Annotated in this window: 18 protein-coding genes, 10 tRNA genes and 1 rRNA gene; 25 read left to right on the forward strand and 4 right to left on the reverse strand. The window is 51.4% G+C overall.

All coding sequences use genetic code 11. The features are described from left to right. The first annotated feature begins 8 nt into the window (after nt 1-8). From EDM58_RS06530 to EDM58_RS06565, 8 genes are all read left to right on the forward strand, one after another. Nucleotides 9-770, forward strand: coding sequence for a VWA domain-containing protein (locus tag EDM58_RS06530; RefSeq protein ID WP_122912622.1), 762 nt, complete (start codon nt 9-11; stop codon nt 768-770). Next, entirely contained in the window at nt 760-1,695 is a 936-nt protein-coding gene (locus EDM58_RS06535; RefSeq protein WP_122912623.1) for a protein kinase domain-containing protein, read from the forward strand. Before EDM58_RS06530 ends, EDM58_RS06535 begins: the two co-directional genes overlap by 11 nt. Before the next feature lie 15 nt (nt 1,696-1,710). After that, nucleotides 1,711-2,460 carry a threonine/serine exporter family protein gene (locus EDM58_RS06540; RefSeq protein WP_023558886.1) on the forward strand — a complete coding sequence of 250 codons (750 nt, stop codon included), beginning with the start codon at nt 1,711-1,713 and terminating at the stop codon, nt 2,458-2,460. A gap of 6 nt (nt 2,461-2,466) precedes the next feature. Beyond that, nucleotides 2,467-2,919, forward strand: a complete 453-nt coding sequence (locus tag EDM58_RS06545) for a threonine/serine exporter family protein (RefSeq protein WP_122912624.1) — start codon at nt 2,467-2,469, stop codon at nt 2,917-2,919. Further along, on the forward strand, nt 2,891-4,321 hold the full coding sequence (tilS, locus tag EDM58_RS06550) for a tRNA lysidine(34) synthetase TilS (protein ID WP_122912625.1): 1,431 nt from the start codon (nt 2,891-2,893) through the stop codon (nt 4,319-4,321). The genes EDM58_RS06545 and tilS overlap by 29 nt, the downstream gene beginning before the upstream one ends. After that, nucleotides 4,318-4,857, forward strand: coding sequence for a hypoxanthine phosphoribosyltransferase (hpt, locus tag EDM58_RS06555; RefSeq protein ID WP_122912626.1), 540 nt, complete (start codon nt 4,318-4,320; stop codon nt 4,855-4,857). The genes tilS and hpt overlap by 4 nt, the downstream gene beginning before the upstream one ends. A gap of 69 nt (nt 4,858-4,926) precedes the next feature. Then, nucleotides 4,927-6,897, forward strand: coding sequence for an ATP-dependent zinc metalloprotease FtsH (gene ftsH / locus EDM58_RS06560; RefSeq protein ID WP_122912627.1), 1,971 nt, complete (start codon nt 4,927-4,929; stop codon nt 6,895-6,897). Between the two features lie 51 nt (nt 6,898-6,948). After that, nucleotides 6,949-7,803 carry an HAD family hydrolase gene (locus tag EDM58_RS06565; RefSeq protein WP_122912628.1) on the forward strand — a complete coding sequence of 285 codons (855 nt, stop codon included), beginning with the start codon at nt 6,949-6,951 and terminating at the stop codon, nt 7,801-7,803. A gap of 71 nt (nt 7,804-7,874) precedes the next feature. Here the strand turns inward: EDM58_RS06565 and EDM58_RS06570 are convergent, their stop codons facing one another. The 3 genes from EDM58_RS06570 to EDM58_RS06580 all read right to left on the reverse strand — a co-directional run bounded on the left by EDM58_RS06570 (nt 7,875) and on the right by EDM58_RS06580 (nt 10,168). Continuing rightward, entirely contained in the window at nt 7,875-9,185 is a 1,311-nt protein-coding gene (locus EDM58_RS06570; protein WP_122912629.1) for an FtsW/RodA/SpoVE family cell cycle protein, read from the reverse strand. After that, nucleotides 9,182-9,517, reverse strand: coding sequence for a PadR family transcriptional regulator (locus tag EDM58_RS06575; RefSeq protein WP_122912630.1), 336 nt, complete (start codon nt 9,515-9,517; stop codon nt 9,182-9,184). The genes EDM58_RS06570 and EDM58_RS06575 overlap by 4 nt, the downstream gene beginning before the upstream one ends. A 144-nt stretch (nt 9,518-9,661) precedes the next feature. Then, complete coding sequence (locus EDM58_RS06580) at nt 9,662-10,168, reverse strand: PCYCGC motif-containing (lipo)protein (protein WP_122912639.1); 507 nt, start codon at nt 10,166-10,168, stop codon at nt 9,662-9,664. 184 nt (nt 10,169-10,352) lie between these two features. On the opposite strand from EDM58_RS06580, the gene EDM58_RS06585 reads away from it, so the two are divergent. The 6 genes from EDM58_RS06585 (at nt 10,353) to EDM58_RS06610 (ending at nt 15,403) form a co-directional block, all read left to right on the forward strand. Then, nucleotides 10,353-11,366 carry a metal ABC transporter substrate-binding protein gene (locus EDM58_RS06585; protein ID WP_122912631.1) on the forward strand — a complete coding sequence of 338 codons (1,014 nt, stop codon included), beginning with the start codon at nt 10,353-10,355 and terminating at the stop codon, nt 11,364-11,366. Between the two features lie 147 nt (nt 11,367-11,513). Next, nucleotides 11,514-12,284, forward strand: coding sequence for a metal ABC transporter ATP-binding protein (locus EDM58_RS06590; RefSeq protein WP_023558876.1), 771 nt, complete (start codon nt 11,514-11,516; stop codon nt 12,282-12,284). Nucleotides 12,285-12,313: 29 nt separating this feature from the next. Continuing rightward, complete coding sequence (locus EDM58_RS06595) at nt 12,314-13,162, forward strand: metal ABC transporter permease (protein WP_122912632.1); 849 nt, start codon at nt 12,314-12,316, stop codon at nt 13,160-13,162. Nucleotides 13,163-13,186: 24 nt separating this feature from the next. Then, nucleotides 13,187-13,612, forward strand: coding sequence for a Fur family transcriptional regulator (locus tag EDM58_RS06600; RefSeq protein ID WP_023558874.1), 426 nt, complete (start codon nt 13,187-13,189; stop codon nt 13,610-13,612). Between the two features lie 165 nt (nt 13,613-13,777). Further along, nucleotides 13,778-14,623: a carboxylating nicotinate-nucleotide diphosphorylase gene (gene nadC / locus EDM58_RS06605; RefSeq protein WP_122912633.1), complete on the forward strand. Its 846-nt coding sequence runs from the start codon at nt 13,778-13,780 to the stop codon at nt 14,621-14,623. 12 nt (nt 14,624-14,635) lie between these two features. After that, the gene (locus EDM58_RS06610; RefSeq protein ID WP_122912634.1) at nt 14,636-15,403 is read left to right on the forward strand and encodes a type III pantothenate kinase; all 768 of its coding nucleotides are present in this window, start codon (nt 14,636-14,638) and stop codon (nt 15,401-15,403) included. Nucleotides 15,404-15,426: 23 nt separating this feature from the next. Here EDM58_RS06610 and EDM58_RS06615 read toward each other — a convergent pair whose 3' ends face one another. Beyond that, complete coding sequence (locus tag EDM58_RS06615) at nt 15,427-15,870, reverse strand: GNAT family N-acetyltransferase (RefSeq protein ID WP_122912635.1); 444 nt, start codon at nt 15,868-15,870, stop codon at nt 15,427-15,429. Between the two features lie 754 nt (nt 15,871-16,624). Between EDM58_RS06615 and EDM58_RS06620 the strand changes: the two genes are divergently transcribed. The 11 genes from EDM58_RS06620 to EDM58_RS06670 form a co-directional block, all read left to right on the forward strand. Then, nucleotides 16,625-16,717 (forward strand) — tRNA-Ser (locus tag EDM58_RS06620). Between the two features lie 17 nt (nt 16,718-16,734). Then, a tRNA-Glu gene (locus EDM58_RS06625) sits at nt 16,735-16,811 on the forward strand. Between the two features lie 80 nt (nt 16,812-16,891). After that, a tRNA-Val gene (locus tag EDM58_RS06630) sits at nt 16,892-16,967 on the forward strand. Between the two features lie 46 nt (nt 16,968-17,013). Beyond that, nucleotides 17,014-17,090 (forward strand) — tRNA-Met (locus EDM58_RS06635). Nucleotides 17,091-17,105: 15 nt separating this feature from the next. Beyond that, nucleotides 17,106-17,182: transfer RNA gene (locus tag EDM58_RS06640), tRNA-Asp, on the forward strand. Between the two features lie 24 nt (nt 17,183-17,206). Continuing rightward, nucleotides 17,207-17,282 (forward strand) — tRNA-Lys (locus EDM58_RS06645). 20 nt (nt 17,283-17,302) lie between these two features. Beyond that, nucleotides 17,303-17,389, forward strand: a tRNA-Leu gene (locus EDM58_RS06650). Nucleotides 17,390-17,412: 23 nt separating this feature from the next. Next, a tRNA-Gly gene (locus EDM58_RS06655) sits at nt 17,413-17,488 on the forward strand. A 6-nt stretch (nt 17,489-17,494) separates the two neighbouring features. After that, nucleotides 17,495-17,568 (forward strand) — tRNA-Arg (locus tag EDM58_RS06660). Between the two features lie 82 nt (nt 17,569-17,650). After that, nucleotides 17,651-17,727, forward strand: a tRNA-Pro gene (locus EDM58_RS06665). A 270-nt stretch (nt 17,728-17,997) separates the two neighbouring features. Next, nucleotides 17,998-18,090 (forward strand): 16S ribosomal RNA (locus EDM58_RS06670); the annotation flags it as partial.

An 18,090-nucleotide genomic window follows, 5' to 3' on the forward strand; every position in this document is an offset into this window, starting at 1 on the left:
GATTATTTGTGAAAGAAGCGACACTTCGACAGATTCTGGTGGTAACAGATGGTTGCTCCAATTCAGGGATGAGCCCGGTGGCGGCTGCAGCATTGGCGAGAGAGCAAGGAATTACTGTGAACGTCATCGGCGTCATTGACAAAAGTGAACTGGGTGAAAAGGGAGAGACGGAAATTCGCGAGATTGCGGAAGCAGGCGGGGGATTGTGTGACATCGTCTATCCGCAGCAATTGGCGCAAACGGTGCAGATGCTGACGAGAAAAGCGATGACCCGCACCATTCACCAGGTCGTAAATAAAGAATTGCAGGAAATCCTCGGGGATTCGGGAATGGCTGAGCTGGCTCCTTCAAAACGCGTACAGGTAGCCGGGATGGTGGACGAGCTCGGGGAGAAAAGCAATCTGAATGTCGTCATGCTGGTCGATACCTCTGGCAGCATGAAGCCCAAAATGTCGGCGGTACAGCAGGCGATTCACGATTTTAGCATCAGCCTGCGCTCACGGAGCGGACAAAGCCGCATGGCGGTCTGTTCATTTCCTGGGAAAGGCAAGCATCTCGAAGTCCGTATACCGTGGACGGAAAAAGTAGAGCAGGCCCATCAATTGTCAAGCGATTTGGCGATGAGCGGGATCACCCCGACTGGTCCTGCCATTGTAGAAGCAATCGCCCTGTTTGAACATGTGCAGCTCCCGCAATCTCTGTCGGACCGTTATCGCGATGCCCATTTGGAGGATGACGGCGAAGGAAACCTGCGTAATCATGTCTTCTAAGGCAACCACTCCTGAGCTGCCCCGTCACTTTCAAGGGAAGTGGAACAGAAACGAGTACCACGTTTTGCGGGAGTTGGGGCGCGGTGCGAACGGAGCAGTCTATTTGACTTCCCGGGGCGGTGTGAAGCAGGCGGTCAAGGTTGGTTTTGAGGGCATGGACCTGTTGATGGAAGTGCATGCGTTGAAAAGTGTGCAGCAAGGGCGGGATTCCCGAGTGGGACCGCTCTTGTGTGATGTGGACGACCTTGTGATCAACGGCAAGGCATGCACCTTTTATGCAATGGAGTACCTGGAAGGAGAGCAATTGGATCAATACGTTCAGAAAAGGGGAACAGAATGGGTCCCGGTACTGATGGTCCAACTGCTCGCCAGGCTGGATGTTTTGCATACGCACGGCTGGGTGTTTGGAGATTTGAAGCCGGAAAACGTCATCGTTTCCCACTCAGACAAGCAGGTTCGACTGATTGATTTCGGCGGTGTGACCAAGCTGGGCAATGCCGTACGCCAGTTTACGGAGGAGTACGACCGGGCCTTTTGGCATCAGGGCGACAGGCGGGCCGAAATCCCCTATGATTTATTCTCGACAGCAGCCATGATGGTCAGGCTCAGCGTAGATTCGCAGACTTGGCAAACAAGCCAGGGAGAACCGCGTCAGACTCAATTGCTCTGTGATATAATACGAAAAAGTGAGGGCTTGTACCCCTATCGAGTGCCTTTGCTGAAGGCATTTCACGGGAAGTATGCCACTGCTCGCCAGATGCGGGCAGAGATGCTTGCCATTCTGCGAGAATCGACGTCATCTGCTCCTGCTGTACCTGCACAAAAACAGTCTTTTGCCGGGGCTGGCGGGATGTGGATCAGCAGTCTGTTTGTCGCTTCGATGCTGTTGTTGGCAGGCACACTTTATTACGCTTGGTTTTTATGAAGGGTGTGACGATGAGTGTCCGCGGATTTGGTCATGGATACATGTCTGTTGGCAGGGACCATCATATTGAAAAGCGGGGGAGAGACGTACCGCACGGAAGAGACGATGACGTGGATCGCGGAAGCGGCAGGGATGGATGATGTGAACAGCTCGGCCACGCCGACTAGTGTTATTCTTTCGTTCCGATGCCAGGGTCAGGATCATACGCGTATGGTGCGCACCCCGAAACGAACAACCAACCTGAACAAAATCACCTTGGTCAATGATGTCTCCCGCCGTTTTGTCAGCGGAGGCATTACCTTGTCCGAAGCATATGGCAGGCTTCGGGAGATTGATCAAATGAAACCGATCTATCCGAAGTGGATGCAGCATATGGCTGCCGCTCTGACCAGCGGCGCCTTTTCCATGCTTGCAGGCGGCAGCTGGCTCGACCTGGGTCCTTCTGCCCTGGCCGGATTGACCGTGAATCTGAGCATGGAATATTTTGAAAAGTTTGTGCGGATGAAGTTTTTTACCGAGTTTTCCGCGGCTCTTTTTGGCGGCCTGATTTCTTTATTATTTGTGACGTTGTTTCCTCAGCTGCACATGAGCATCTTGATTATCGGTGCCATGCTCCCGCTGTTCCCGGGTATCGCGATCACCAACTCTCTTCGCGATCTGATGGCGGGCGATTTGGTTGCCGGCGTTTCACGCGGTGTAGAAGCCATGTTGACCGCTGTATCCGTAGCGGTGGCTACAGCGATTACGCTATGGTTTAGGGGGTGAATGCAGATGTTGCTGAAAGGATTGGCATTAAGCCTGGTCTCTTCTACGGCCTGGTGCATTTTATTCAATGTCCCGGTGCGGACGATTCTGGCGGGCGGCATGGCAGGGATGATTGGATGGCTGGTCTACTCCATCCTCCCGATGTTGGGTGCTCAAGTGCTGTTGTCCACCCTGGTCTCAGCCGCGGTGGTGTCGTTGCTCAGCCAGATTCTTTCTATCTTTTTGCGAGTTCCTTCTACGAATTTTAGCGTAGCCGGAATCATTCCGCTTGTCCCAGGCTCGTTGGCCTACAAATCAATGCTTGCTTTTGTGAACAATGATTATATGGGGGGAATCACACTCGCGACCCAGACCATGATGGTGGCCGGCGCAATTGCTTCGGGTCTGATCTTGGGCATCTCTGTCTTCACGATCTGGAGGGGAGCACGTCATGCTGGAAAGCGTACACAGCGAAATTGAGCGGGAGGAATTGTTCGCCCCTCATGAAACGATTGTAGTCGGTTTGTCCGGAGGGAATGATTCGACAGCTCTTTTGCATATCCTGGTCAGTCTCAATCAACACTATCAATACGGCTGGAGCCTGCATGCTGTCCACCTGAACCACGGGTTTCGCGGCGAAGAAGCGCGTCAGGACGCCCTGTATGCAGAAGCGCTTTGCCAGCGGCTCGGCGTCGCCTTTCACCTGTTCGAGAGAGATGTTCCCGCCTATATGGAAGAGACCGGAATGGGCGGGCAGGAGGCGAGCAGGGAGATCCGCTACAGCTTGTATCGCGAGGTTGCAATCGAGCACGGAGCAAGCAAAGTGGCTTTGGCGCACCATGCGGACGATCAGGTGGAGACGATCCTGTTTCGGATGATTCGCGGAACGAGGCTGCAAGGCTTGTCCGGGATGCCCAGACGGCGCTTTCTGGATGAGGCGGCCGGCATCGAGCTGGTACGGCCGCTGCTGCATAAAACCAGGGAGGAACTGGAACGATATTGTCGGGAACACGACTTGCAGCCAAGAGAAGACAGCAGCAACCAATCGCGCAAGTACAAGCGCAATTTGCTGCGTCTGGGGGTAATGCCGCTTTTGCAGGAGGTCAACAGTCGTTACCGTGAGCACATCCTTGAAGCGGCCGAGGCCATTCGACAGGACGAATCCCTTTTGGACCGGCTAGCCCGAGAGCAGCTAAAAACGTTGATTATCGGGCAGAAAAATGACTGGATCGGAATTGACAACGACAAGTTTCAAAGTTGTGACGTTGCTTTACAAAGGAGAATGATTACTCTAATATTAAGTTATCTCTCAAAGCAAACCGAATGGTCTTCGCAGCATGTGGAGACCGTTTTGCACATGTCGAGGGGGACGCGTCCTTCTTCGGAGCTGCATTTGCCGAATAAACTGGTCGCAAGCCGGGTTTATGGGCAAATCCATTTTCGGTGTAATGGACAGGACGAATACATACATACTTATTGTTATAAGCTCGCTGTTCCGGGGGTGACCTGGATCGCGGAAGGAAAGGCTGCCGTACATACGTCTTACCTGGATGGTCCTGTAGACTGGAAATTGCTTTCGGACAATGAAGCGGTTTTCGACGCGGATTGTCTGCCTGGAGAGCTTGTCGTCCGCAACCGCAAACCGGGCGATCGTCTCGTCACGTTTGGCTTGGGATCGGAGAAAAAACTGAAAGAGTTGTTGATCGACGCCAAGTTCCCTCGTGCTTGGCGGGAAAGACTTCCACTTTTGACAGCAGGCGATCAGGTAATTTGGGTACCAGGTGTGCGCCGTTCCGCCGCAGCGCCGATACGGGGACAGACCAGGCGTATTTTACACGTGCGGGTAGAGTTTGGAGAAGAATGGCGGGAGGTTTTCAAATGAATCAAGACATCGAGAAGATTTTGCTATCAGAAGAGCAGATTGCGCAGAAGGTGCAGGAATTGGGCGCCTCTCTCGCAGAAGCGTACAGGGATAAGAACCCTTTGGTTATCTGTGTGCTGAAAGGTGCGGTTGTGTTTATGGCCGATCTGATCCGCCACATGGATATTCCCTGCGAAATGGATTTTATGGCCGTATCCAGCTACGGAAGCGGCACCGAGTCCAGCGGCATGGTGAAGATCTTGAAGGATCTCGATACCTCTGTGCAGAACCGGCATGTGCTGGTGGTAGAGGATATTATGGACAGCGGGCAGACTCTCAGCCGACTGGTGGAGCTTTTGCGCCATCGGGAAGCGGCTTCTGTCAAGGTTGTGACCCTCTTGAACAAGCCGGAGCGGCGCAAGGTGGATATCTCGCCGGATTACAGCGGATACGATATTCCCGACGAGTTCGTAGTGGGTTATGGCTTGGATTACGCCGAGAAGTACCGCAATCTGCCGTACATTGGCGTGTTGAAGCGAGAGGTTTACAGCAAGTAGCTTTGTTGTGAAGACCCTGCTTATTATGGTAAAATGGCAAAAGTGTCTGTTCGTGAGAGGAGGTAAGGAATGAATCGCTTTTTTCGAAATACCGGGTTCTACCTACTGATTTTTCTTGTCACGGTCGGGATCGTAAATTTCATCCTCTCCGGTACTGATAAGGTTGGGAAACTTACATATCAGGATTTCCGAGTGCAATTGAAAGCAGATAACATCTCCGAGATGTCCCTTCGTCCTGAGAATGGCACATACCGGGTAGATGGGATCTTAAAAAATCCAGCCTCGGGACAGGAAAGCAGCAAGTTTTTTACCAACGTTCCATTGACTCAATCTGATATTATCTCGTTGATCGACCAAAAGATCGATGAGAACAAAGTGAAGCTTGTCGAGTATAATCCGGCGGAGGGCAACAGCATCTGGCTCACCTTCCTGACCTCAATCATTCCGTTCGTGATTATTCTGCTCCTGTTCTTTTTCCTGTTGAACAACGCCCAGGGCGGCGGCAGCCGAGTGATGAACTTCGGCAAAAGCCGTGCGAAGCTGTACAACGAAGAGAAAAAGCGCGTCACATTCGACGATGTGGCGGGTGCGGACGAAGAGAAGGCAGAGCTGGAGGAAGTGGTTGACTTCCTGAAGGACCCGCGCAAGTTTAACGCTGTCGGTGCCCGTATTCCCAAAGGGGTGCTGCTGGTCGGTCCTCCGGGTACAGGGAAAACCTTGCTTGCACGTGCTGTCGCAGGTGAAGCAGGCGTTCCGTTCTTCAGTATTTCAGGTTCTGATTTCGTAGAGATGTTCGTCGGCGTGGGTGCGTCCCGCGTACGCGACTTGTTTGAAAATGCTAAGAAAAATGCGCCGTGCATCATCTTCATTGACGAGATCGATGCTGTGGGTCGTCAGCGTGGAGCTGGACTCGGCGGCGGTCACGACGAGCGCGAGCAAACGCTGAACCAATTGCTCGTCGAGATGGATGGTTTTGGTGGCAACGAAGGTATCATCATGGTGGCTGCGACCAACCGCCCGGATATTCTGGACCCGGCGCTGTTGCGTCCAGGACGCTTTGACCGTCAAATTACAGTGGATCGCCCGGATATCAAGGGACGTGAAGCGGTGCTCAAGGTTCATGCCCGCAACAAGCCTCTTGGCGAGGACGTGAAGCTGGATGTCATCGCGCGCGGTACATCGGGCTTTACCGGCGCTGATCTGGAAAACCTGTTGAACGAAGCGGCATTGCTGACTGCTCGTAAAAACAAAAAACAGATCAACATGGTTGAAGTGGACGAGGCGATTGACCGTGTGATTGCCGGTCCGGCGAAAAAATCCCGCGTGATCAGCGAAGACGAAAGACGTCTGGTCGCTTTCCACGAAGCTGGCCATACAATCATTGGCTATCACCTGAAAAATGCTGAGATGGTACATAAGGTTACTATTATTCCGCGCGGTCAAGCCGGTGGGTACACTGTGTTCTTGCCGAAGGAAGATCGTTTCTTTGCTACCAAAACAGACTTGTTGGACAAAATCACCGGCCTTTTGGGCGGACGTGTGGCGGAAGAATTGGTGCTCGGCGACATCAGTACCGGTGCGCACAATGACTTCCAACGCGCTACAGCGATCGCACGCAGCATGATTACCGAGTACGGGATGAGCCGTCTGGGACCTATGCAGTTCGGCAAAAGCCAGGGACAGGTATTCCTGGGTCGCGACTACGGTACCGACCGCAACTACTCGGACAAGATTGCGTATGAGATCGACCAAGAGATGCAACGGATCATCAATGAGTGCTATGAGAAGTGTAAAGATTTGCTGATCAAGCACCGCGACCAGCTTGACTTGATCGCGAACACGCTGCTCCGTGTGGAAACATTGGATGCGGAACAGATCAAGCAACTGATCGAAACAGGAAAAATGGAGAACGACCCAGCGGACAATCCTGAAGTGGTCGTCAACATCCAACCCAAAAAAGAAGAAGTGAAAGAAGCGACAGAAGCTGACCAAAAACCAGAGGCAGCGGAAGACGCGAATCACGATGAACCGAAACAATAAGGGGCACCTCTGGTGCTCCTTTTGTACTATGGTCAGAAGGGGGAAAATCGGATGGAACTGAAACCGCGCCTGGCTGCTTTTGATATGGACGGAACTTTGTTGAACAAAGAATCACAAATGACCCAGGTTACCAAAGAGGCATGTCTGAAATTGCAGCAACAGGGATGCAAGCTGGTATTGTCGACAGGACGTACTTTTGGCTCCGCCCAGATTCCGATTGACGCGTTTCCGTTTGATGGCTTTGTTTGCAGTAATGGGGCGACCGTATTGGAGAGCGATGGGACGATGGTGCAGCAAACCCTTTTACCCAATCATCTGGTTGCTGATGCCATCCGAGCGCTGCGCCAGGAGGTTCTTTATTACGAAGTCCATGACACGGCGAGTAACCGCTGGATGATTCAGGAGGACCGTGAGCGGCTGGAGGCGCTTCTGAACGAAGACACCTCGCTTGAGGGGATCTCCATCCGGAAGTTTGCCTTTTACAAATTGGCAAAGATCATCCGCCTGCAGGAAATGCTGGAGATGCTCGATGATCCGAAGACCGAGATGGTAAAGCTCTTTATTTGGCACAACGATCCCGAGCTTCTGGAGTGGGTGAGGGAGCAGCTGGCTCCTTTGGGCAGTCAGGTGAATATCACTTCGTCCGGAAGGCATAATGTAGAGCTGTTGCCCCAAGGTGTCTCCAAATGGGAGGGACTGCAGTATTTTTGCAGCAAATGGGGGATTGCAGCTGAGGAGGTCATGGTCTTCGGCGATGCCGAGAATGACCGAGAGGCGTTGACTCATGCGGGCTATTCCGTCGCTATGGAAAATGCTTCCCAGGAGATCAAGGCTCTTGCGAACTATATCGCACCGCATCATGATGAAGCCCGGTTTATTCACGAGCGAATCATCGGAGGCAGATAAGCAAAAAATAAAGGGAGTAGAGCCCAGAACAGGCTTTACTCCCTTTATTTTTTTGCTTTGAATTCTCTTGTCTAGGTCTGGGCAGGAGGTTTGGAGGCTTCGATGGGTTGTATATCTTTTCGGCGATACACATTCAGAACGAGGCCGATGAGCAGCATCTGCATGATAAACGACGTATTGCCGTAGCTGATAAACGGCAAATTGACAGACATGATCGGCAGGAAGCCTGCGGTCATCAAGATACTCCAGAAATACGGGATGAAAAAGAGGGTCATCAATCCGGACATCAGCATGACGCCGTAGCGATCCCGCACCAATCTTACGGCCCGCAGAAGGCGAATCAGCAAGACTATTCCCAATAGCAGGATCGCGGCACCTGTGACCAAACCAAAGCTGTGCACGATATAGGCGAAAACAAATTCCGCCTCCGTCCCTGGAAGATCGCTCAAGGATGCTCCGATGCCATGTCCCCAAAGTTCGGCTTCCTGCAATGTTTTTAAAGACTGCAGTAGCGTGAAGCCTGCTCCATTTGGATCGGCAAGCGGGTCTAAAAAGGAGAGAAGGCGATGAAACTGGTGCCGTTGTATCGTCAGGAAAACCAGTCCTGAGATGATGAAGAGAAGCGCACCGAACAGCTTCCAAACCGTTCGACGTGGCGCAGGGGAGACTGACACCAGGACCAGAAACCCAGCCAATAGCAAGATCGCTTCAAACGAATGATGGGAGACAAACAGGATGGCAAACGGAACCAGTAAGGTCAGAGCCGCTCTAAACAGAGTCGTGAGTTTCTCCCAGTTCCACTTTGCAAACATCCCGGCCATGGACAGGATGAGCAACACGGAACATATGCCGTACACATTCAAGAGTAATCCTATATTGAGATACATGGACCTGCCGTTGACCGTCGTTCCGAAGAGATTGGTTAGCAGCATGCACAAGACAATTCCCAGATACAGATAGAGGCTGTATGGCTGAAGTTTTCGATAATCGAAGAATAGCAAGGCAATAAAAAGAGCGAGCCCCAAGACGATACCGACCACTTTATTGGTAAACAAGTGCCCTGCGTCGGTCTGGGATTGGCTCAACGAGTACATGACGAGCAGACCAAATCCGATCAGCATGGCTACGAGCGCGATCACGCTCCATTCCATGCGCGGCTTGTGTGCCTGGTGGAGGTGTTTGCCGACCTGGATCGGGTCCCCCATGTCAGCGATTGCCTTGTCGATCGCGCTCTCCATGGTCAAGCCATTCGCTTGATAGTCCTCGATTTTGTCCTCCAAATGTCCTCGCAGCTCCTGTGAAATAGATGCGTGCATCTCTTTATTGCGAATCTGTCGGCATACTTGCTTTATGTATTCTTCGAGACGCTGCTGTTGGCTCATGCTGGTCCACCCCCTAGAACTTGATCAACCGCTGTGCGAAAGGAAATCCACTCCTGCTGCTTCTCTTTCAGAAGGCCCTGCCCCTTTTTCGTAATCTGATAGTACTTCCGTTTTCGCTCGCCTTCACCGGAGCTCCAGTAGGATTCGACCATTCCGTCTGACTCCAGGGTGTGCAGAATGGGATAGAGCGTTCCTTCCTTCAGTGTAAGCACGCCGCTTGAGCTTTTCTCCATTTCCTTGCTCATTTCATAGCCGTACATCGGCTTGCGATCTAGCAGCGTCAGGATCAGGATGACCGTGCTGCCCTTCATCAGTTCTTTATTGATCGTCATGGCTGCCTCCTTGCCTTGATAGTGGATGCATCGGATATCTAGGTATAATCATAAGGGGCGATTCCCTCTTTTGCAAGGACAAAAACGCAAAAAAGCCCGGCAAGTGGAGATGCCAGACTGTAAGGGAATGGATATAGGCTGGATTTAGGCGGAGGGCATCGGTGTAGGCGTTGGCTTGCCGTATCCTTCTTTGTAGGCCTCATCGATGTATTGGCGAATTTCCAGTGTTGATTTGCCAGCTTCTTTCAGCTTGGAGGAAACTACGGCAATTTCCATGCAGACACCGCAACGTGTGCCATGATCATCCCAGACGATGGAGCCGTCCTCCAGTTCTTCTTTGATGAAGCAGTTTCCGTTGTGCTCATGTCCCGCACTTTCTCCGCAACCGCAGAAGCAAGGGATGGATTTGAGCAGTTCACGATTGGCGCCGGCAATTTTGTAAGAGGCGATGATGACCGGGTCCTGGTTATCCAGGAAGCTTGGCAAAACGTCGACGGAAGCAGTCGTTTCCTGCAAATCGCCATTTGCTGCGTGTTGGGTGTGGCTGTGTCCGTGTTCGTCTACTTCTGGACTGGCGTTTTCTTGTGATCCGCAGCCGGTCGCTAATGCGACTGTCAGAAGCGCGATCGGCAACCACATTTTTCGATTCAATTTCATCTTTGGACAGACCTCCTCTCACTTATAGTATCACAGTCAATAGAGGGGAAAAAAGGCGAGGTATGGACATCTTTGTTACAAATCGTAATAAATCCTATTTACAAGTTGGGCAGTTCTCCTTATAATGAATCACGTGGAGTAAATCGGAATGATTTTGATTAGTGGGGAGAGATGAGAGATGAGAAAAAGCCTTTTGGCTATGATCGGTGTTGCAACGGCGGTTGGTTTGGCGGGTTGTGGCGCAAATACAGCGACTACGGGCACTTCGGCTGCACCGCAGTCGCAAGCTGCTCAAGTGGCAAGTGAAAAACCGAAAGTATTTACCACGATTTATCCGCTGGAGTATGTAACCAAGCGGATTGGCGGCGAACATGTAGAAGTGGTCAACATTGTTCCGCCAGGAGTAGAGCCGCATGATTTTGAACCAACTGCGAAAAATATGGTTGCTTTGACGTCTGCCGATCTCTTTATATTCAACGGAAGCGGTTTGGAGCTTTGGGTCGAAAAAGCAGTAGAGAACCTTGATAAAAATCATACGCAAGTCATCAACACAACAGAAGGGCTGGAATTGCTGAAAGCGGCGGAACATGAGGACGAACACGCCCATGAGCATGAAGGCGAGCACGCAGATGAGCATGCAGATGAGCACGCGCATGAACATGACCACGGAGAGTATGATCCGCACGTTTGGCTCAATCCGAACCTGCTGAAAGCGCAGGCGGAAAAAGTGAAGCAAGCACTCGTGTCTAAAGATCAGGCCCATGCTGCAGACTATGAAAAGAACTTCACCGAGCTGGCAAGCGATCTGGATCAACTCGATAAAGAGTTCAAGGAAATGGTCGCCCAGGCTCCGAAAAAGCAGTTCATGGTCTCTCATAGCGCCTTCCACTACCTGGCCGAACAATATGGTCTGAAGCAAGTAGCGATTTCCGGCGTAAATCCGGCTGATGAACCTTCTCCCGCCAAGATGAAGGAGCTGGTGGAGCACGTGAAGGAACATCAGATGTCCTACATTCTGTTTGAGACACTGGTTTCTCCGAAAGTAGCGGAAGTCATCGCGAAAGAGGCGGGAGTGAAGACAGCAACCTTGAACCCGCTGGAAGGCCTGACTCAAGCAGATGTGGATGCCGGCAAGGATTATCTGTCGATCATGCGCGAGAATCTGGAAACCTTGCGTGAAGCATTGAAATAAAAATAGCCCGAAAGATGTCGCGGATGTAGAGCGGCATCTTTTTTTAAAAGTACACCTTTGCCCCTTATGCTCTTGTGATCGCAGGAAATTCGTAGTAGGATGAAGGATAGTAAATCAGAACAAATCCGATTTAAAGGATGATAGGAAATGGACCAACAGGGTAAACAGGATGCTGTAGTGGAGCTGAGCTCTGTCTCCTTTCAATATGAGGACAAAGTGGTTCTCGACGATGTTCAATTTTCACTGATGAAAGGTGATTTTGTCGGCATCGTAGGACCGAATGGGTCAGGCAAATCGACGCTGATGAAGCTGATCCTGGGACTGCTGAGCCCAACCAAAGGCAGTGTTCATCTATTTGGGCAGCCACTGTCCAAATTTCGCGAGTGGAGCAGGATCGGGTATGTAGCGCAGCAGGTCGCTCATGGCGCCGGCGGTTTTCCCGCAACTGTACGCGAAGTGGTGGCATCGGGGCTGGTCGGCAAGATCGGGCTGTTCCGGAGGCTGCAAGCCCATCACCATAAGAGTGTAGAAGAGGTCGTCGAGCGAGTCGGCCTGACAGCCAAGCTGGATCAGCGGATTGGCAGCCTTTCGGGAGGGCAGTTGCAACGGGTATTTATCGCTCGCGCCCTCGTGGCGGAGCCGGAGCTTTTGATTCTGGATGAACCGACCGTCGGTGTCGATCAGGAGTCAATCGAACAATTTTACGGGCTGTTGCGATCTCTGAAAGAAGAGAACAGTCTTACGATGATGATCGTCAGCCACGATGTAGGCGTGATGACGCAATGGGTGAACAAGGTGGCATGTGTGCAGCAAAAAATCCACTTCCACGGAACCGCCCATGATTTTGAGCATAACCAAGAACAAATCCTGCAGCAGATGTACGGCGGCTCCATGAAGGTGTTGTCCCATCATCACTAAGGCTGCAAACGATAAAAGGGAGTATGACCATGCTTGCTGATTGGTGGCAGTATGATTTTTTGCGATATACCTTGTTTTCCGGTATTTTAATAGGCTTGATTTGTCCCATCCTCGGGACGTTTTTGATTGTCCGTAAACTGTCGATGATGGCAGACGGCTTGTCGCATGTGACCTTGTCCGGTGTGGCGGCGGGGATGCTGCTTTCGAAAAAGGTAGCCTTTTTGAACGCAGTAAATCCGCTGTTTTTCGGAATGCTGTTCTCTGTGCTCGGCTCCCTGTTTATCGAGCGGTTGCGAAAGGTATTCAAAGCGCAGCAGGACCTGGCGATTCCGATTATTTTATCGAGCGGTCTGGGATTGTTCACGGTGCTGATCAGTGTCGCGGACGGATTTAATGCGGATTTGTATTCCTATCTGTTCGGAAAAATTGTGACCGTCACGATTGAGGATTTGTACGCGCTGTTGGGGGTTGCTGCAGTCGTGCTGGGGACGGTGTTCCTGATCTACAAGGAGTTGTTTGCTGTCTCGTTCGATGAGGAATTCGCACGCGTGTCCGGCGTCTCCCGCAGGGCAATCAATTTGTGGTTCATGGTGCTGGTTGCCTTGACGATTGCCGCTTCCATGCGCATAGTAGGGGTACTTTTGATTTCCGCCCTGATTACCTTGCCGGTGGCAGCCAGTTTGCAGATCTCAGGCAGTTTTCGCCAGACGATCTTTTTCGCAATTTTGTTTGCGGAAATCTCTGTGCTGGGGGGCTTGTATTTTGCCTACATGCTTGATTGGGCATCTGGTGGTACAATTGTCTTGATGGCCGTTCTCATTTTGTTGACGGTTTTGGGCGTGAAAAAAGCAAAAGCCCTCTTGCGTACAGGATTGTAGACCAAAGGGAAGGAGTGTTTGACGATGAAAGTAGAAGAAGCGCTGCAAATCCTGAAGGAACATGGATACAAATACACGGGCAAACGGGAGGAGATGATCCGCATCTGCGCGGAAGAAAAGCGCTACCTCTCGGCGAAGGATATCATGGAACGAATCAGGGAGCTGTACCCTACGCTCAGCTTTGATACGGTTTATCGCAACATCTCCACTTTTGTTCGACTGGGCATCTTGGAGGAGACGGAGCTGGAAGGCGAAGGCAGATTCCGCTTGGCCTGCTCGGCTGACGGCCACCACCACCATCATGTCATCTGTACCGAGTGCGGCAAAACATCTTCGTTGCCGGGCTGTCCGATGAATGTCATGTCGTCGGTTCCGGATGATTTTCAGGTAACGGGGCATAAATTTGAGGTATATGGCATGTGCAAAGAATGCGTTGCCCATGCGAATTGAATTTACTACCAAAAGGAAGCATCCCGGTTTTACTGGCGAATGCTTCTTTTTTTTGCTTTTGGCTTGCATGGCAAAACAGCGTAGATCCAAGAAAAAATTTGCTATAATAGGTGGCAAAGCCAGGGAAGGCAACCGCAATGTTCCCGGCAAGGAGTGATTCGTACGATGTTGAATACACGTGAACTTCAACGAAAAATAGAAGAGTGGCTGCAAGAAGATGTAGGATTCGGTGACGTGACCACGATGAGCACGATCCCTGCGGACGAGCAAGGAGTAGGCATTCTGTACGCCAAGGAAGCGGGAGTCATCGCGGGTCTGCCGATCGCTCAGCAGGTGTTCGCGACGGTCGATCCCAGCCTGATTTTCAGCGCCAGCGTAGAGGATGGCGCCCGGGTGGAGGTCGGCGATCAAATAGCGGAAGTGAGCGGTTCCGTACGCTCGATCTTGATCGGTGAACGGCTGGCGCTCAATTTGCTGCAGCGTCTCTCCGGCATCGCTACCAAAACCAACGAGTATGTCCAAGCCGTAGCCGGCACAATGGCGCGTGTCGTAGATACCCGCAAGACGACGCCAGGGTTGCGTTTTTTGGAAAAGTACGCGGTACGCGTAGGGGGAGGACATAACCACCGTTTTGCCCTGTATGATGCGGTCATGATCAAGGACAATCACATCAAAGGCGCGGGCGGGATCGCGCAGGCGGTCGCGGCGGCGAGAGCGGCGATTCCCCATACGATGACTGTTGAGGTGGAAGCAGAGACGCTTGAGCAGGTGCAGGAGGCACTGGCTGCCGGAGCAGATACAATCATGCTGGATAATATGTCGAACGAGCAGATGAGGGAAGCGGTCCAACTGATCGGCGGAAAAGCAGTTGTCGAGGCATCAGGCGGCGTAAACCTGGAGACGATTCGTTCAATCGCTGAAACGGGAGTCGATATTATTTCTGTCGGTGCGTTGACCCATTCCATTAATGCTTTTGATATCAGTCTTGATTTGAACACACGGAAACGATAAGGAGCGGCTTGTATGATCGTGGTCATGGACGTCGGGAATTCCACTATTGTCATAGGTGTGTACGAAGGAGAGGAATTGCGCTGCCATTGGCGTATTTCCACGGATCGGGAAAAGACAGAAGACGAGTACGGAATGCTGGTCAAAAGTTTGTTTGACAGTGCCGGACTCACGCTGGATCAGGTGCGCGGGGTGATTTTCTCCTCGGTAGTGCCGCAACTGAACTTTACCATTGAACGGATGTGTGAAAAGTATCTGCAACGCAAAGCACTCGTCGTCGGACCGGGAGTCAAGACGGGCTTGAACATCAAATACGAATATCCGCGTGAAGTCGGCTCGGACCGAATCGCGAATGCGGTAGCTGCGATCCACCATTACGGTGCACCGCTGATCATCGTCGATTTCGGAACAGCTACGACGTATTGCTATGTTGATGAGAAAGGCCAGTATTGGGGTGGAGCCATTGCTCCTGGAATCCGTACATCTACCGAAGCGATGGTGAGCCGCGCCTCCAAGCTGCCGCGTTTTGAGATGTCCAAGCCGTCCCAAGTCGTTGGTCGAAATACGATTGCGGCGATGCAGTCGGGGATTTTTTATGGATTTGTGGGCCAGGTCGAGGGGATTGTCCGCCGGATGATGGCCGAAAATGGGTCTGAGCCAAAGGTAGTGGCGACAGGAGGATTCGCTTCGTTGATTGCCGATGAGACGGATTGCATCCATATTGTGGACCCCAACCTGACCCTGAAAGGGCTTCGCTTCATTTACGAGCGTAATCTTGGATAGAGGTAAGCCGCAGTATTCTTTGTCTATTTGGAGAACTGCGGCTTTTTGATGTGCTTGCAATACAAGATCTCGGGATCGCCGATGGTGTTCAGATTGTCGATGGAACCGCTTTCAATAAAGTTCAGCTTGCGGCAGAGGTGAATCATGCGCTTGTTGGATAGATTGGTGGAGGTAAACAGCTTTTCGGTAGGACAGTGCTTTTCCAGATAGTGGAGGAGCGCTTGGCCGACTCCCTGGCGTTGGTGTTGTGGATGGACGGCGAGCAGGGAGACGAAGGCTTGATTGTAGAACGATGGCGTCATGATGGCAAAGCCGGATACATCATTGTCGAGGGAAGCGACATAGCCATGTCCAGCAGAGATGGCGTCATGCAATTCCTGAGAGCGGCTGGCGTTTCCCAAAATCATGGCATCGATGCGACAAATGGCGGCATAGTCCTGAAGGGTAGCTGGGCGAACCTGAGGCATATGGATCGCATCCTTTCTTCTCGTAGGGATTTGATTTCTTGTTTGAGGTCCACAAGCGTGATAAGATGGGTGTATAACAATTGCTGATTCAGACATACAAATAAAGGAGCCGCCGTTGCAGCGGAGGCTCCTCTGGACAAGAAGGCTGTGGAACACCCACGGCGCGCTTGTTTACAAAACCAGCGAATCCACCGTCGGGCGGTCAACCTTAGGCGGTGGATTTTCGCTTGTTACGCTTCCTTTTCCACCATCGGTACAGTTTTCTGCTGCTAAACCAGAGGCTGAGCAGGGTTGCCAGTACCTTTAGGAAGAAGTAGAGCGTGCCGAGCGTGTCGATCAGCGTCACCCCCTTTATCAGGAGCTACGCCGAGGTTTGCCACCGCCTATCTTGTCTTGAGGGTAAGTATACCATTTTTAGGAAGGGCCCTGTAGCTTTTTCTCTCCTCACCACTCTTTCAATATTGCTGAACTTTTTTCATCTATAGCCTAGTTTGTGGGAAATAGAAACAAGATTAGATTCCTCCTTAGAGGTTATGCTAATGCCGTAGTCGATTTTACTCCGATAATTGAATTCTTTTACTTGACAGCAATCAATTGAGGCGCTACAATGGCTATTGTGTCAATTGCACATAAGTCTTTCTGGACTGACCTTTTTTAAACGAGATTAAAAAAGTAGTTGCAATTCGGTTTGAGATCTGATAGAATTTTGATTCTGCAGGGGATAAACGAAATTTGGTTTGCTGCCCCGTTATGTGGATGGATGTCCGAGCGGCCGAAGGAGCACGATTGGAAATCGTGTAGGCGGGGTCAACTCGTCTCGTGGGTTCAAATCCCACTCCATCCGCCATTATCCTTACATAAGATGGCCCGTTGGTGAAGCGGTTTAACACAGCAGCCTTTCACGCTGTCATACAGGGGTTCGAATCCCCTACGGGTCACCATATTACCCCACTAGCTGTTGGGGGCCCCGCAAAGTACTCGGTGATGCTGCAACGCATCCACTTCACTTTGCAGGGTATCTGGAGGCTTAGCTCAGCTGGGAGAGCATCTGCCTTACAAGCAGAGGGTCGGCGGTTCGATCCCGTCAGCCTCCACCATTTTAAAAAATGGATAGCAACTTTATCAGGACAATGTCCTAGTCGTCGCGGGATGGAGCAGCTCGGTAGCTCGTCGGGCTCATAACCCGAAGGTCGCAGGTTCAAATCCTGCTCCCGCAACCAAATTTTCACTTGCATGGAGCTGTGGTGAAGTTGGAGTTCACGCCGGTCTGTCACACCGGAGGTCGCGGGTTCGAGTCCCGTCAGCTCCGCCATTCTTTTGAATTGGCGAATATTGCGAGCCATTAGCTCAGTTGGTAGAGCATCTGACTTTTAATCAGAGGGTCGAAGGTTCGAGTCCTTCATGGCTCACCAGTTTTTACCCAAAGGAAAATGCGGTCGTGGCGGAATTGGCAGACGCGCTAGATTCAGGTTCTAGTGGTGGCAACACCGTGGAGGTTCAAGTCCTCTCGACCGCACCAAAATCCCTAATAAAGTGAAATATGCGGACGTAGCTCAATTGGTAGAGCGTCGCCTTGCCAAGGCGAAGGTCGAGGGTTCGAGACCCTTCGTCCGCTCCATATCATGTGCCCTTAGCTCAGCTGGATAGAGCGTTTGACTACGAATCAAAAGGTCGGGAGTTCGAATCTCTCAGGGCACGCTTCTTCACCCCAAAAAGGGAAGAAAAGCGTTGTAGCGTATCCCGAGCACTTTTCGGGGACCCCACAACAAAAGATAATAATCGGGAAGTAGCTCAGCTTGGTAGAGTACTTGGCTTGGGACCAAGGGGTCGCAGGTTCGAATCCTGTCTTCCCGACCATCTTTCATTATTGCGAGGTTTTGGTAATATTTGGTGGTTGCTTGAATAGAAATAAATATGGTACATTGTACTCCTGTGTTTATGACAAATAAACATGGCTGAGAGAAAAAATTATAAAAAACTATTGACTCTTTGAGGTTGATGTGCTAAGATGTAATTCCGGTCGTTTTTAACCGGAGTGAAATTTTAAATGCTCTTTGAAAACTGAACAGCGAAAGCGTTGATGAGTCTATCATTAATGATTTGCCAGCTTTGAACCAGAAACAAACTTTATTGGAGAGTTTGATCCTGGCTCAGGACGAACGCTGGCGGCGTGCCTAATACATGCAAGTCGAGCGAGGGTCTTCGGACCCTAGCGGCGGA

Source organism: Brevibacillus panacihumi, from assembly GCF_003710985.1.
Taxonomy (GTDB): Bacteria; Bacillota; Bacilli; order Brevibacillales; family Brevibacillaceae; genus Brevibacillus; species Brevibacillus panacihumi.

What these genes read in the sequence shown, in the direction of transcription:
- EDM58_RS06545 (WP_122912624.1), top strand. Translation starts at nt 2,467, where the DNA reads ATGTTGCTGAAAGGATTGGCATTAAGCCTGGTCTCTTCTACGGCCTGG.
- EDM58_RS06565 (WP_122912628.1), top strand. Translation starts at nt 6,949, where the DNA reads ATGGAACTGAAACCGCGCCTGGCTGCTTTTGATATGGACGGAACTTTG.
- hpt (WP_122912626.1), top strand. Translation starts at nt 4,318, where the DNA reads ATGAATCAAGACATCGAGAAGATTTTGCTATCAGAAGAGCAGATTGCG.
- EDM58_RS06570 (WP_122912629.1), bottom strand. Translation starts at nt 9,185, where the DNA reads ATGAGCCAACAGCAGCGTCTCGAAGAATACATAAAGCAAGTATGCCGA.
- EDM58_RS06575 (WP_122912630.1), bottom strand. Translation starts at nt 9,517, where the DNA reads ATGACGATCAATAAAGAACTGATGAAGGGCAGCACGGTCATCCTGATC.
- nadC (WP_122912633.1), top strand. Translation starts at nt 13,778, where the DNA reads ATGTTGAATACACGTGAACTTCAACGAAAAATAGAAGAGTGGCTGCAA.
- EDM58_RS06600 (WP_023558874.1), top strand. Translation starts at nt 13,187, where the DNA reads ATGAAAGTAGAAGAAGCGCTGCAAATCCTGAAGGAACATGGATACAAA.
- EDM58_RS06590 (WP_023558876.1), top strand. Translation starts at nt 11,514, where the DNA reads ATGGACCAACAGGGTAAACAGGATGCTGTAGTGGAGCTGAGCTCTGTC.
- EDM58_RS06535 (WP_122912623.1), top strand. Translation starts at nt 760, where the DNA reads ATGTCTTCTAAGGCAACCACTCCTGAGCTGCCCCGTCACTTTCAAGGG.
- ftsH (WP_122912627.1), top strand. Translation starts at nt 4,927, where the DNA reads ATGAATCGCTTTTTTCGAAATACCGGGTTCTACCTACTGATTTTTCTT.
- EDM58_RS06615 (WP_122912635.1), bottom strand. Translation starts at nt 15,870, where the DNA reads ATGCCTCAGGTTCGCCCAGCTACCCTTCAGGACTATGCCGCCATTTGT.
- EDM58_RS06595 (WP_122912632.1), top strand. Translation starts at nt 12,314, where the DNA reads ATGCTTGCTGATTGGTGGCAGTATGATTTTTTGCGATATACCTTGTTT.
- tilS (WP_122912625.1), top strand. Translation starts at nt 2,891, where the DNA reads ATGCTGGAAAGCGTACACAGCGAAATTGAGCGGGAGGAATTGTTCGCC.
- EDM58_RS06585 (WP_122912631.1), top strand. Translation starts at nt 10,353, where the DNA reads ATGAGAAAAAGCCTTTTGGCTATGATCGGTGTTGCAACGGCGGTTGGT.
- EDM58_RS06610 (WP_122912634.1), top strand. Translation starts at nt 14,636, where the DNA reads ATGATCGTGGTCATGGACGTCGGGAATTCCACTATTGTCATAGGTGTG.